Raw genomic sequence first — 12,984 nt, 5'->3', positions numbered from 1 at the left:
GGTAGATGAGTATCGGGACCGATCTGCTCCAGTCCCGTCAGCAGTTGCTGCACGTTCATGCCCGTCTGCGCGGGCACCTGAAAAGTACTGATTGCTCCATCCCGCCAGCATAGGCCTGGATACTGCGCCCTGAAAGTGCGGTTGTTTACTGAGAGCGTGCCAGCGCCTTCCAGAGCACCGTGCGGCGGCAGTTATGAATTTTCATCGCATCTGGAGGCCGGGTCCAGGACACAGCTTTTCGTACTCTTTGGCCCATTTCTCGAGCCGCGGGCTGGGTCCGGATCGTTGAGCGCAACCGTGGGCACCTTCTCGGCGAGTAATCTGGTTTTTGTCGTCCTCCATAAAATTCCTAACCCGAATGGGCGCTCGTGTTGCGCAGGATTGCCGTTGCATGGAGATCACATAGCTTGAGTGCGCGTTCACCTTCAGCCGCCAGCTTCCCCGGCGGGGATCGCCTGGACCTGATCTGTCCGCCGTTTGGCGCCACTCGGAAAGACCTGCCGTGACGAGCCGTCTCGAGCTGACGATGTAGGCTCCCAACATGAGCGGGTCCTCATCGAGGCAACATCCAGATCTCAAGGCGGGGCGCGGCAAGGATGGGCGCGGCGGTCAGCGTAACTTTTCGAACACCTGAAGCGAACTTGCCGCTGCAGTGACCGGGTGCGCTGTAGGCTGAAGGTCATTGGCGAGGCTCCGCAGCTAGTCATTTCTCCAATAGAGAATCGGTCTGGATCATGCCAAGCGGCCCGCATGGCCCTGCTGCAAACAAGCTCTTTCTCTTTGCGCACGTGACTCTCGGGCGATTACCTGATCTCCGGCCGTTCGGGTCGAAGCGGGGATGCGCCATCTCCGGCTCGGGCGGGGAGGACCAAAAAATGTCAAGAGGCGTCCGCAGCACGGTCCTCGCGATGAAGGCCGGCAGTCGCCACGCTCCTCGGAGGAATAGTCCGTTCATGGACGTGCGAAGAAGGTGTTCGGTCGATCAGCAGGCTGATCAGTTCAGGGCGACTGTAGTGACCGCTTGCATCCATCACTCTCTTGCGCCCGTCGATTTCGATGAAGTCGAGATCGGCAATCACCTCTCCTTCACCTTCCTTCAGGGGCTCGCCTATCAATTGACCATCGGGGGCAACGATAGCCGTGAAGCAACCGCCGGAAATCGGGGCGATAGCAGCGCCCGTGTCATTGGCAATTTGGGCTTGTTGGTCGGCGTTGAGCCATGCGGTTGCGCTGACGACGAAGCAGGCCGATTCAAGGGCATGCTGTCGGGTGCTCACTTCCGTTTGCTGGGAGAAAAGAGGGCCGAAGATTGAGCCGGGGTACATGGCGGAGTGGATCTGCTCGCCATCGGCAATCAAGGCGTATCTTGCCAGCGGGAGATAATGTTCCCAGCACGCAAGCTGGCCGATCCGGCCAACGGCACTGTCTACGGCGCGAAGGCCGGCACCGTCGCCTTGGCCCCAGACCATCCGCTCATGATAGGTGGGGGTGATCTTGCGGCGACGCTGGATGAGCGTGCCGTCCGCATCGAACAGGAGCTGAGTGTTATAGATCGATCCTCCGTCCCGCTCATTGGCGCCGACCGAAACGACCATTTGGGCGTCCTTGGCCGCATCACCGATCGCATGCGTCTCCGCAGAGGGTACCGTAAGGGACTGCTCAAGCAGCCTCTGATGCTCCTTGGCAAGCGTGAAGGGCGGCTGGACGAACGAGAAATACGGGTAGTAGGGAATGATGGTCTCGGGAAACGTGGCGAAACGCACCCCCTTTTTGCCCAATTCGCGAATCTTTCTGGTGATCTTCTCGACTGTCCCCTCTCGGCTGTACAACACGGGGCTGATCTGTACGGCGGCTGCCTTAATGGTTTTTCTCATTCTGTTCTTCTGCACATTGTGAGCTCCGCGTTGCACTGCAACTGGTGTAGAGGATGACGGATGACTCTCACGGGGGCTCTTCGAGCCCATGGGGGCTTGTTGGGCTCAAGGCTGTGTGCGTCTGCCATCGACAGCCACGTCGATGCCGGTGATGTAGGATGCGTCGCCGAAAGCGAGGAAGCTCACGCGCCGCGATCTTCCGTGGCTTACCGAAGTGTTTCGCGGCTATCTGCTCCAGCGGTACCGTTCCGCGGTCTTGCACGCTGGTCTCGAAAATGCCGATGTTTCTAAACAGCGGACTTTCGGTGACGCCCGAGCTCTCGGCGTTTATCCGAGCGCTTCGGCGGATCAGTTGGGTGCCAAGGGCTCGCGTCAAGTGGCACAGTTCGGCCTTGGATGCCGACACAACCGATGTTCCCGCGATTCCGACCTGATTGGACGAAGAAGCCGTGAAGACGATCTCGCTCGGGTTGCGCGCGAGAGGCAGCGCCTTGTGAGTATTGAAATAGAATCCGGGGAAATTGACGAAGACGTCAACGCTCTGCTGAGTTGTTTGCGCGAGCGAGCCGAGTTTCGCGATTTCGGCATTGGCATCGAAATGGGCTATAACAGTTTCGCGCTTTCCTCCGAAGCGGGATAGCCGGCGTGAAAAATAGCCGAGCCTCGCTGTCGGGATAGCTTCGCGGTTCCCTGCAGGACTTTGGCTCATGACGCGTTTTCCGCATCACTTGGCTTATGCATTGACGGATAGGGCTTTCTGCCCACTGTGTCGGTAGTCGCGTCGGCAACTGCCGTAGTCAAATGATGCGCCATCATGTAGTACGTGGTGAAGTGGCCGCTCTTGCTCGCGATCTTACCGTTCTTGCGAGTGACGCTGCCCTTCTCACGTTTGGTAATCAGCTTCATCTTGCACCGCTTCGCGATCAGGGGCATCGGGACAAGCTTCCATCCTGTGGCCTTGCGCAACTCTGCTTGCGTAACGCCGTCTTGTCGCGAGGCCAGCGAGCTGATCAGATTGATCTTGGTGTGAGGATGCTTGGCCATCATCGCCATCCGGCGGGATTGGGTCTCATTCAACGGCTCCAAGCCAATGTGCTTCTCCAGTTGTCCTTCCATCGAAAGTGGACGATGTAGTTCCATTCCTCTAGAATTGTGGAAACATATTGCAGGCGGTCTCAGGGGTTGCCTCATTGCAATCTGACGTAAACGGATAACGTTACACCAGTTTGCTGAAGTTTGGGGCAGTGCAAGTTCTCGCATTTTCGACAGGATTTCGCAGACTAAGACCGTGCAAGGTGGATTGCTAACACAGAGGCCCTGCGATGCAATCCGCAAAAACTGGTAGGCCAACTTTTGAGAAGAGCTTCCGGAACTCTGGAGAGGCTTCCGCTTGCTCAAGCAAGCAGCGTTACCCCATCGAGCGGCAGCTCGAATGCAGGCCGTACCTCGTCTCAACTCGCTTCAGATTTCAGCATTCATTCATGCGGCCTCCCAGCCCTCAGATATCTGCCGTCGGTCCCGATCTAAGGCGCTCGGTCCGTTCGATTTGGCCCTGTCGTTATCGGGTCCTCGTGATAACGAACCTTGGTGGCACGCAGCGGGTGGAGGCCCGACACCATCACAATCGCCTCTTTCGATGAGAGCTGCATGACTTCGCCAGGCGTCAGGAGAGGACAGGACGTTTCTTGGCGGCTCACCATCAAGTGTCCAAGCCAGGGGGCTTATGCGATGCCCGGCATAGTTTTTCATGGCGCGCAGTTCGGTCGCGGTCCCCAGCGCATCCGAGACGCGCTTAGCGGTGCGCTCGTCATTGTGGAGACGGCTATCCGGATGTGACGATTGTCGAGGTCGCGTGGTTCGGTCCATAGGCGCGTTCTAACTGGTTCAAGCTCTGAGTGATCAGGAAACTGCGAATGCCATAGCCGGCCATGAAGGCAAGCTGGCTCTCGAACAAATCGAGGCGGCCCAGAGCTGCATGACTCGTGGAGCATCAGGAGGAGCTTTTGACGGCGCCGGTCGGGATCCAGGCTCTCAGTCAGGCGCCGTCCGATCTGATTGAGGATGAGCCACATCAGGAATTTTGTGTGGACGATGTCGGATGGCGGCACGACGAGATAGAGTGAAACGGGCTGCGGTTTGTCGACGAGATCGAGAATGCGCCAATCGCTCCGACGACGGGATGAACGCGATCACCAAGTTGAGCCCCGGCAAGTGTCTTGTCAGCTTCAGCGTAGAGGACATGCAGGATAGCGCCGACGAGCAGAGAATGGCTGGTTTTTCCCAATGGTTGCGGCGCTCGAGCGCCCCTTCGGGATCAACCAGGATATGCAGACATTTTGCGCTTCTCGTACTTCCCAAGTTGTAGGCGGCGCTTGCCGTGTTTGTCGGTCGAATAAGATTACATCTCCAAGGCGCGCGCGCCATCCCGAGGTCAACTGGAAATTCTCGCGCTTGATTTCGTGGACGATCACCGAACGCGGCCACTCCCGCTCGAGCGAAGGCGACCAGGGCACAAGCTGAAAGCCGAGGCCGTTCTCGATCATCGCGAAGCGTGCGGACGCCACTGACAGACGTCCACGATAATCCCCTCAGATCTGCTCACCTACATCAGATGATAAGTGCGGAAGCCCCGCTTGCTCCATGAGCCGTCGTGTAACGACGTCGAGTTCGCGGTCGCGGAGGCTTTCGATCACGTTGCGGCTTAGCCGGACCTTGTTGCCATCGCGCCGGGCGGGTCCTTGGTCGGCCAAAACATCGATGCGCCGTTCAAGTGCGCACGGACCTCGGCGCCAAACGCAATGGCGCGAGAGCTCGGCAGGATCTCGCGCGACGAGCTGCCGGTCTAGCCACGTTGCTCGATCCGCCGCGACCTGCTGGTCCAGAAAGAGCTCCGAGCGAACCTGCGAGCGCAATCCGTGTTCGACCACGGGTGTCCGCAAACCGGCGCAGTTCCACGATCCCACCGATCGGCCCATCGCCGGCCGCCTCGACAGCAGGAAGCTTCACGTGATGCACACGCCCGTCAATCCCGTCGACAAACGGCAAAGGCTGTGCCCTTCATCAAGCCCGCGCCCGATGAGACGGCCAACGATTGGTTCGCCATGAGTTTCGCCCTCCGGTGCCCAGGATACGGGGGTGCGGCTGGCGCCGTCCCGCGTGAGGGCTTTGTGCAGCCGCTTGATGATGTCACCGCGCTCGCCCAGCGCGCGCAAGCTCGTCTCCGCATCGGGGGCCAGAACCCAGACGGCGGGGCCCGCAGGTTCCGCCAAACCGCGCCGCGCGAGCGTCCGCATGCGCCCGATCCGCTTTCCCGCAATGGATCGCGCCCGGCATCCCGCTCGGACCTCAAATTGATAACGCCGTCCGCCGTCCCCGCTTCCCGGGCAAGCGTCCGATCGAGTGTGGTCCAGCGTTCGGCTGTCGTGTCCGCCTCAAGGCTCTGGCGAGTCTCGAGCTCCGAACGAGGGCCAAGTTCGCGCATGACAAGGTCGCTGGCGCCGGCGCGCAAGCCCATAGCGATATAACCGGGACTGATGACGAGGTCGCATCATCAGGCGAGACAATGAACCTAAAATGATGGCGGTCACCCTCGCAACGCGTGACGAAGGCGCAACCGTCCGCATCATCCGCCTCGGCGTCGAATAGTTTGCCCTGAGCGCTGTCTCGTGTGACTCCGTCGCGCTGCAGGTAACCGATATGGGCGCGCAACGCGCCCGGCGAACGCATCCGCCGCACCACCCGCGCCTTGACCATAGCACCGCGGCCGCTGGCGTTGAGAAGCCGTGCCGCAGCGATGCTCGCGGCGCGGACGCGTCCAAACTTTCCGCCATGGCCATCCTTGCCTCGCGAGAGGCCGCCGGCCTTCTGAGCGGCTGTGAGTACCTGCGCCACAAACGGCTTTGTCCGGGGCGCGCGCGTGGAGCGGATACGGCCGGGACGGATCCGAAGATCATCCTCGCGCGTCATTCCGGCCGCCGCAAGGCATCGAAAGCCGTGTAAGAACAGCGCCTTGGGGAAAGCTGAACTTTGCTCCGAGTCGCCGCAATGTTTAGTCGATCATTGAAATCCATACACTTTCTCTCACAACCGACCGGCCGCACCTTGCGGCTTTTATCCTGCCGTCTTAATCGGTCGTGTCGTCTGTCTGACCTCAGCCATTCTCGCTTCCTTTCTCGCTTGCGACAAGCCTCTCTGATCCACGCCATGACACGATGCGCCGCGAGGCTTGCGAGTCCTGATGCGCCGTGCAGTCTTCCGCGCTCAGCGACGGCACAGTTTCGCTGCAGCAAGGCAGCGCGGACGCCGTCGCGGCGCATCTTTCCATCGGTGTGACGGAGCCACATCACAGGCAATCCGGCGCGATCGGTCGGCATCCGAAGATGCATCGTCGCAGGCAAGATAACGTGCGTTCCGTCGTGTTGGTGCTGCACCAGTCCTCATCCGCCGGTGGCGGAGCTCCGTGTTCAGGTCGCGGCCATCACCGCGTCGTTGCCAGGTTGCAGGATCACGCGCCTCATGCGTAGGGCCCGAGCAATTTGCGCTGCTTAGCTGTTGTTTCGGCATGCATCTCCGCCGCCGAGGCGTCCGGATCGCCGCAGTAGAACGTGCCGCTGGTCCACATCGCATGCATGATCACAGCGAGCTTGCGCGCTACCGCCACCGTCGCCTTGCGGTGCGAGGAGCGCTTCGCCAGCGCCAGCCCCCACGCCTTGACCTTGTCTTTTTTCTTGTAGCGAGTCAGCAAAGCGCTGGCCGCCTCGTACAGCGCCCGCCGCACGTCACCGTCGCCCGCCTTGCTGATCCGGCCCTTGACGTCGATAGACGAGCCGGACTGCCAGCGCCGCGAGGTCAGGCCAAAATAGGCCGCCACGTCGCGCGAGCGCCTGAAGCGCGAGGGATCGTCGACCGCGGTCATAAAGCTCAGCGCCGCGATCGGGCCGACGCCAGGAATCTGCGTGAAGCGCCGGCACAGCTCATGGCCGGCGACCAGGCGAACCACCAGGTCGTGCAGCCGGCAGTACTCCTTCCACAGCGCCGCGCGCGCATTCAGCATGGCGTCGATCAGCTCGCAGACAAGCGCATCGTGGGCCACCGCCTCGCGCACGACTTGCGCAAAGCCGCCGCGCCCGACCCGGTTCAGCCGGATGCCAAACACTTTCAGCGAGTGCCGGATCGCATTCTCGAGGTCCACAAACTTGCGCTTCAGATTGCGCCGGTGCGTCAACAACAGCCGCAGCCGGTAGCAGGCCTCGCTCTTGATATGGGCGCGCCGGAACCAGCCGGTGCGCATGATGTGGGCAATCCCGAGCGCATCTGCCCGGTCGGTCTTGTTGCGCTGCGCCTTCAGCGCCGCGCGAACATGCAAAGTCTCCAGGCAGACCGCCGGCAGGCCCAGCCTGAGCAGCTCCGGATGCAGCCAGGGCGACAGCGATCCCGCCTCATGACCAAGGCGTCGCAAGCGGCCAAGATAGGGCGTCAGCGCCACCTTGATCGCGTCCGGATCGGTCACCACCGCCGTCTCCAGCATCACCTTGCCGGTCGCATCCACCACGCAGATCGCCGTCTCGTCCATGCCGACGTCCAAACCACAGAAGAATTCCATCACACGCCTCCCGCGTTGCTGAGCCGGTGCAGTGTGCGCAATATTCATCGCGCAGACCATCTGCTCCGCCGCCGCAAGTTCTGCAGGAGACCGATTACGGGCGGCCATCCTGCTGTCGTCCCTGCCCACTGCGTTCGCCTTTCCGCCCATTCATCTCCGACGTACGGCACTGAATGCCAGCTTGCGCATTCGATCATCGCGAGCCTCCTGCATCAGATCTCGCGACGAACAACCCTGTTGCCTGTGGCACGATGGCCGAAATGTCGTGAACGGAGGCCGCCGTCGGAGCCCGATTTGACGAGCGCCCGAGCAGCAGCGGGTCAGCGGTGTTCGAACTTTCAGATCGCACAACAAAGAGCGCCGCTGCTGGTGGCCGCAGACTCGCGACGGCACCAGAAGCTGCGGTGTCGCTACCGATGACAGGCACAAGCTTCTGCAAATAGGCCAGGGTCTCAGCCGGCAATGGACGACCGGCGAGATGTTCTTCGTAGCGACCAGGTCCGGCGTTGTAGGCCGCAAGGAAGCCCGGTGAGCCGTACCGATCGTGCAGTTCCCGAAGGTACGCGGTCCCCGCAAGAATGTTATCGCGAGGATCATAGGGATCATTGCCGAGGTCGTACCGCAGACGTAGCTCTGCCCCACGTCTCGGGCATGATCTGCATCAGCCCCATGGCGCCTTTCGGTGACCTTGCACGCACGTCTCCGGCGCTTTCGACGCCTATGACTGTGCGTATCCAACGCTCCGGCACGCCGAAGCGACGTGAGGCTTGCTCGACGAAATCCGCGAATGGCTCGCCAGTTGCATATCTTGCTGGGGGGTTCGCGGGTTGCGTCTCGGCGACAGCAGGAACGTTGCTCACGGTCAGCGCAGCGAGCAACGGTACAACAGCGAGCAGGCTCCTCTCGAACAAACGCAAGCGTGCCGCCGTGCTCGCGCCCGTCCAGGGTAAAGCCGCTTCGCGCCGGCCTTTCGGCCGCCCTGGACCGCTGCTGTGCGCGTCGGCCTTGCAAGCTTTGGTCGGGACATGGGGTAATCGCGGAGAACACTCATTGCTAGGCTCTCCGCACTGATTCCCCGTCGAAGGAGCAATGCAATGCACCCAATGGCTCAATATGTTGGTCTTGATGTGTCGCTTGAAGAAACCAAAGCTTGCGTTGTCGACGAAACCGGTCAAACGCTCTGGCGAGGATGTTGTGCATCGACGCCAGACGAAATCGAGAAACTTCTCTGCAAGCACGCGCCAAATGCTATGCGGGTCGGCCTCGAGACCGGAATGCTTTCCGTGTGGCTCTTCCACGAACTTAAGAAGCGCCGAGTGCCAATTATCTGCATCGATGCCCGTCATGCCAAGGCAGCGTTGTCGCTCCAGATTAACAAAACTGATGCCAACGACGCGCAAGGGATCGCACAGGTCGTTCGCGTTGGCTGGTACCGGCAAGTGCTGGTCAAGAGTATGGATACCTACGCAATCCGCGCGATGATCAGCGCACGCGCCCAGCTCGTCAGCACGGCCTTGAAGATCAAGAATACGGTCCGCGGACTGCTGAAGACATTCGGTTTGATCCTCAAGATCGGAAGTCAGCGGCGATACATCCAAATTGCCCGGTCGGCGATCCAGGACAATCCGGTGCTGTTGACCATTGTCGAACCAATGTTGATTGCTCTTGGTACCCTGCAGGAGCAAATCGCAGTCTTCGACCGCGCGCTTTGCCGGCGGGCATCGGCCGATCCGATCGCCAAGCGTCTCATGACTGCCCCTGGCGTCGGCGTAATTGTTGCGCTTTCGTACATAGGCGCGGTCGAAGATCCACACCGGTTCAAGCGCTCGCGAACCGTCGCTGCATATCTCGGGCTTACTCCTCGAAGATTCCAGTCGGGTGAAACCGACAGGGCTGGAGCTATCTCGCGTGCTGGCGACCCAGCTATGCGAACCTTGCTTTACGAGGCTGCTTGCGTCGTGCTGCGCCGCTGCTCTCGACCCTCTCCACTCCAGGAATGGGGACGCGCATTGATCGAACGATTGGGTAGCAAACGGGCAATGGTCGCAGTTGCGAGGAAACTGGCGGTCATCCTGCATCACATGTGGCGTGACGGGACGCCATTCCAGTGGGGTGCCCGCGCCGCGATCGCCTAGCAGGTACAAACAACATGGAGATCCGCTGTCAGCGATGGCGGTGAGAGGTCCCTGCCGGGACGAGCGCCGGCGACCGCGCCATTCCTCCTGCGGCTGCAGAAATGCAGACCGCGCTCGGGACCGCGCTCGGGACATAGCGGCGCCGACCTTCTGACGCATAAATGCAGCAGTTGAGCCAATCGGACTGCGAAGAGAACCGTGGACTCGGCAGCGACTGACACTATGGACAGCAGCTTGGCATAGGATCGAAACTGGCGGAACAGTTTGTTTGTTTGGCCCAGCGAGCTCAAGCCTGGCGCTTTGCGCCCCCGCCTTCGGCGGCTCCGGGCTTGACCTCGCCGTGCCAAACAAACTTTTGCTCGCCATCGGTTCGACGGAAAGAACTAGCATCTTTCGGTGTGCTGAGAATGGGAAAGAAAGGGCTTGCATGATGGGCCGCGATTAGAGAACGGAGGAATGGTCCTGCACTTGATCGAACAGAGGAATGGCAGGATGCAAATGCAGAACACGCACGATCATTCCTCCCACGTCCACACCGGCAGGGCACGGCCGATCACGGCCGACGCGGGAATGAATCCAAAATATCGACCGCCAAGGGAGTCGTCCGACTGCCAGTTCATGAGGAACAGCTCACCGTCGATGACCAAGCGGCAACCCTGCCATTTCGGCAGCGGCCGGCCGCGGCCGTCGCGATTCCGCGCCTCGCCGACTGTGATGTCATCGACCGAAATCGTGAGCCCGTTTCTGCAGACCGTCTGCCCAGGGAGCGCCAAGACCCGCTTGAGCATGGGGACGCCGACCGGCAGATAGCCGTTCAGGTCGAGAAAGGTCGCGAGCGGCTCCGGCGGCTGAATTGCGACCAGCTCGGTAACATGGAAGCGCCTCGCTGGGCGCAAACGATAGAGACCGATTGGCACGCTCGCCGATGCATTCCAGATGTAGAGTGGAAGCGGCTTCAGGACGGTTGTTGCGACAAGCGCGGCAGCGGCGCCAAACGTTGCGGTCAGCGTCTTCAAGCGGCCTGTCATCGCATCACCCTCTGACGATGGAGCCAGGCCTGGTGGCGTGCCTTGGTGTAGGGGCGCGGGTTTTCGTTGACAGACAGGCGGTTGTGAACGTGATGCCAATGATCAGGCGCGACGTCGGCGGGATCGATGCCGAGCGCCTCAATGGCATCGGTCATCTGCAGCACGCGCTCGACCTTCGGCCAGCCAGAGAGACGCAGTAGAATCTCTCCGCCGGGCTTCACATACGGTACGGTCGAGCAGCGCTGTCCCGATGCAACTGCGCGCAAGATGTCAATCCGCGAAATGATCGTGCCAAAGTCGTTGGAGGTCCATCGGACGAAGGCAAAGATGCTGCCGGGCGCAAATGACAGGACGCGCCGATGGCGATCAAGCTTCCGTTCCCTGACGACGCGACCGAACCGAATGCGGTTCTCGATCCGCTTCTCGAGCCACAGCACCTCCACTTCGGTGAGATCGCTCATGCCGTTGCTCCCTGAGGCAGGAATGGGGAGCGGTGAGCCTTGGGGACAGTGAAGTACCTGCACGGCCTCTGGCGGCAAGCACGACCGACGGCCCGCCACTGCCAGTCGCCGCCAGGGCGGCTTGTGGCCTGGTCCGTTAGAAGAAATCCGAAGGATTTCTGGTTAGCCGGGGTACTGACCGGTGCCCCCTCGCCGGCCGTGCTGCTGCGAAAATGGTTCACAGCGATTCGCGAACGGAACGCGCGGTGCGTGCCGGCGATCGGCGGTGGAGGCGCATGATGGACTTCTATGCAGGGCTCGACGTGTCGCTGGAGGCGACCAACATTTGCGTGGTGGACGGTGACGGCAAGGTGGTCCGGGAAGCGAAACTCGAGACCGATCCGGATGCGATCGAGCTGTTCCTGGCGGAATGGGGAATCCCCCTCAAGCGCGTCGGGCTGGAGGCCTTCTCGTACAGCGCCCGGCTGTTCACGGCGCTTGCCGAAAAGGGCCTGCCCGTGATCTGCATCGAAACCCGCCATGCCAAGGCGGCGCTGAACGCCATGCTGAACAAGACCGATCGGAACGACGCCAAAGGCATTGCGCAGATGATGCGGACCGGCTGGTTCCGCGCGGTGCACGTCAAGTCGGAAGGCGCGCAAACGCTGCGCGCGCTGCTGGTCGGGCGCAAGGCGATGCTCGGCAAGGTGCTGGACATGGAGAACATGATCCGCGGCCTGTTGCGCCCGTTCGGCCTCAAGGTCGGCGAGATCTCGGTCGGCCGTTTTGATGCGCGGGTGCGCGAGATCATGGCCGGAAAGAAGGAAATGGAAGCCATTGTCGCGCCGCTGCTGGACGCCCGCAACGCGATGCGGCTGCAGTTGGCAAAACTGCACCGCCTGGCGCTGACGGCGGCGCGCAGCGACAGCGCGGTGCGACGGATATGACGGTGCCCGGCGTCGGCGCACTCGTGGCGCTGACGTTTCGTGCCACCGTTGACGATCCGGCGCGATTCAGGAAGTCGACCAATGTCGGCGCCCATTTCGGGCTGACGCCGCGGCGCTATCAATCCGGCCAGACCGACCGGATCGGCAGCATCTCCAAATGCGGCGATGGGCTGACGCGGGCGATGCTGTATGAGGCAGCGATCGCGATCCTCACGCGCATTCCGAAGAACTTCAAGCTGCGGCTGTGGGGGCTGCGGCTGGCCAGGAAGAAGGGTCTGAAGCGCGCGGCGACCGCGGTGGCGCGAGCGCGCGCGGTGCTGCTGCACAAGATCTGGATCGATGGCACCACGTTCCGGTTTGGCGCCGGCGGCAAGCGCGGCCGGGTCGCTGCGGTGATGTAAGGGCCTCCGCGACCCGGCCGCTTCCACGCGCGCCTTCTTCCGCCACGGCGGAGCGGCGTCTCCCGAGGAGACGGGGATTTGGGTGAGATCGCAACTTTTCTTGCCGGCGGCTTCATAACGACATTTGAAGCCATCACGCACGGCGCTGGTTAGCCTGACCGCCCTTTCCTCAGATTCCGGCTTGTGGTGGCCATCGTGCCAACCACGGATGTTAGCGAGTTCTCCTCGACGAGCGAGTGGCCGCAAAAGGACGTGACGCGCACCAGGCGATGATGTCGACGCCAACGATCGCGAAGATTTGCGCGCGACCGCGTTCGCGCGCGCAGATTGGAGATAACAATCGTATTGCAGCGAAATTTTGCGCGTGACAGAGTGAGCACATGAGGCATCCTCGTTGCACGCGCAGCCGACTTGTTCACAACGTACTGATTCACAACAAGAAGTTAGTGTCAGTATGTTAGCATTACAGTTGCTTTTTTGATTTGAAGTGGGCGCGTTGAGCGGCAGCCTGGTGAGCTCTGCGCCAGAAGGACCATGCGATGATGTGTGCGGGTTGA

Annotated in this window: 8 protein-coding genes and 4 pseudogenes; 2 read left to right on the top strand and 10 right to left on the bottom strand. The window is 61.2% G+C overall.

What is annotated here, in order from left to right:
• Positions 1-878 precede the first annotated feature (878 nt).
• The 8 genes and pseudogenes from IVB50_RS18485 to IVB50_RS18450 form a co-directional block, all read right to left on the bottom strand.
• Positions 879-1,874, bottom strand: a complete 996-nt coding sequence (locus IVB50_RS18485) for a nitrilase-related carbon-nitrogen hydrolase (RefSeq protein WP_247296866.1) — start codon at positions 1,872-1,874, stop codon at positions 879-881.
• Positions 1,875-1,941: 67 nt separating this feature from the next.
• A complete protein-coding gene (locus tag IVB50_RS18480; RefSeq protein WP_247296864.1) occupies positions 1,942-2,583 on the bottom strand; it encodes an SDR family oxidoreductase in 642 nt (213 codons plus the stop codon).
• Positions 2,580-3,014, bottom strand: a complete 435-nt coding sequence (locus IVB50_RS18475) for a hypothetical protein (protein WP_247296862.1) — start codon at positions 3,012-3,014, stop codon at positions 2,580-2,582. Before IVB50_RS18475 ends, IVB50_RS18480 begins: the two co-directional genes overlap by 4 nt.
• Positions 3,015-3,439: 425 nt before the next feature.
• Positions 3,440-4,375: pseudogene (locus IVB50_RS18470) on the bottom strand (type IV secretory system conjugative DNA transfer family protein); the annotation flags it as partial.
• A gap of 24 nt (positions 4,376-4,399) precedes the next feature.
• Positions 4,400-4,849, bottom strand: a pseudogene (locus IVB50_RS18465) (DUF3363 domain-containing protein); the annotation flags it as partial.
• A 27-nt stretch (positions 4,850-4,876) separates the two neighbouring features.
• The gene (locus tag IVB50_RS18460) at positions 4,877-5,167 is read right to left on the bottom strand and encodes a DUF3363 domain-containing protein (protein WP_247296860.1); all 291 of its coding nucleotides are present in this window, start codon (positions 5,165-5,167) and stop codon (positions 4,877-4,879) included.
• 1,220 nt (positions 5,168-6,387) lie between these two features.
• Positions 6,388-7,476 (bottom strand): IS110 family transposase, encoded by a 1,089-nt coding sequence (locus IVB50_RS18455; protein ID WP_247296890.1) that lies wholly within the window; start codon positions 7,474-7,476, stop codon positions 6,388-6,390.
• Positions 7,477-7,669: 193 nt separating this feature from the next.
• Positions 7,670-8,387: pseudogene (locus IVB50_RS18450) on the bottom strand (lytic transglycosylase domain-containing protein).
• Positions 8,388-8,570: 183 nt separating this feature from the next.
• On the opposite strand from IVB50_RS18450, the gene IVB50_RS18445 reads away from it, so the two are divergent.
• A complete protein-coding gene (locus IVB50_RS18445; protein ID WP_247296855.1) occupies positions 8,571-9,611 on the top strand; it encodes an IS110 family transposase in 1,041 nt (346 codons plus the stop codon).
• Positions 9,612-10,126: 515 nt separating this feature from the next.
• Here IVB50_RS18445 and IVB50_RS18440 read toward each other — a convergent pair.
• Both IVB50_RS18440 and IVB50_RS18435 read right to left on the bottom strand, forming a co-directional pair.
• On the bottom strand, positions 10,127-10,639 hold the full coding sequence (locus IVB50_RS18440; protein WP_247296853.1) for a S26 family signal peptidase: 513 nt from the start codon (positions 10,637-10,639) through the stop codon (positions 10,127-10,129).
• Positions 10,636-11,100 carry a DUF2840 domain-containing protein gene (locus IVB50_RS18435; protein ID WP_247296851.1) on the bottom strand — a complete coding sequence of 155 codons (465 nt, stop codon included), beginning with the start codon at positions 11,098-11,100 and terminating at the stop codon, positions 10,636-10,638. The genes IVB50_RS18440 and IVB50_RS18435 overlap by 4 nt, the downstream gene beginning before the upstream one ends.
• Before the next feature lie 278 nt (positions 11,101-11,378).
• Between IVB50_RS18435 and IVB50_RS18430 the strand changes: the two are divergent.
• Positions 11,379-12,427 (top strand): annotated as a pseudogene (locus IVB50_RS18430) (IS110 family transposase).
• Positions 12,428-12,984 lie beyond the last annotated feature (557 nt).

Origin of the sequence: Bradyrhizobium sp. 87 (assembly GCF_023073015.1) — a bacterium.
GTDB lineage: Bacteria > Pseudomonadota > Alphaproteobacteria > Rhizobiales > Xanthobacteraceae > Bradyrhizobium > Bradyrhizobium canariense_D.
The sequence above is the reverse complement of the archived record's forward strand: the minus strand, read 5'-3'. Positions and strand labels throughout refer to the sequence as shown.

Coding starts and splice junctions, on each gene's coding strand:
- IVB50_RS18455 (WP_247296890.1), bottom strand. CDS start 7,476: ATGGAATTCTTCTGTGGTTTGGACGTCGGCATGGACGAGACGGCGATC.
- IVB50_RS18480 (WP_247296864.1), bottom strand. CDS start 2,583: ATGAGCCAAAGTCCTGCAGGGAACCGCGAAGCTATCCCGACAGCGAGG.
- IVB50_RS18445 (WP_247296855.1), top strand. CDS start 8,571: ATGCACCCAATGGCTCAATATGTTGGTCTTGATGTGTCGCTTGAAGAA.
- IVB50_RS18460 (WP_247296860.1), bottom strand. CDS start 5,167: ATGCGGACGCTCGCGCGGCGCGGTTTGGCGGAACCTGCGGGCCCCGCC.
- IVB50_RS18475 (WP_247296862.1), bottom strand. CDS start 3,014: ATGGAACTACATCGTCCACTTTCGATGGAAGGACAACTGGAGAAGCAC.
- IVB50_RS18435 (WP_247296851.1), bottom strand. CDS start 11,100: ATGAGCGATCTCACCGAAGTGGAGGTGCTGTGGCTCGAGAAGCGGATC.
- IVB50_RS18440 (WP_247296853.1), bottom strand. CDS start 10,639: ATGACAGGCCGCTTGAAGACGCTGACCGCAACGTTTGGCGCCGCTGCC.
- IVB50_RS18485 (WP_247296866.1), bottom strand. CDS start 1,874: ATGAGAAAAACCATTAAGGCAGCCGCCGTACAGATCAGCCCCGTGTTG.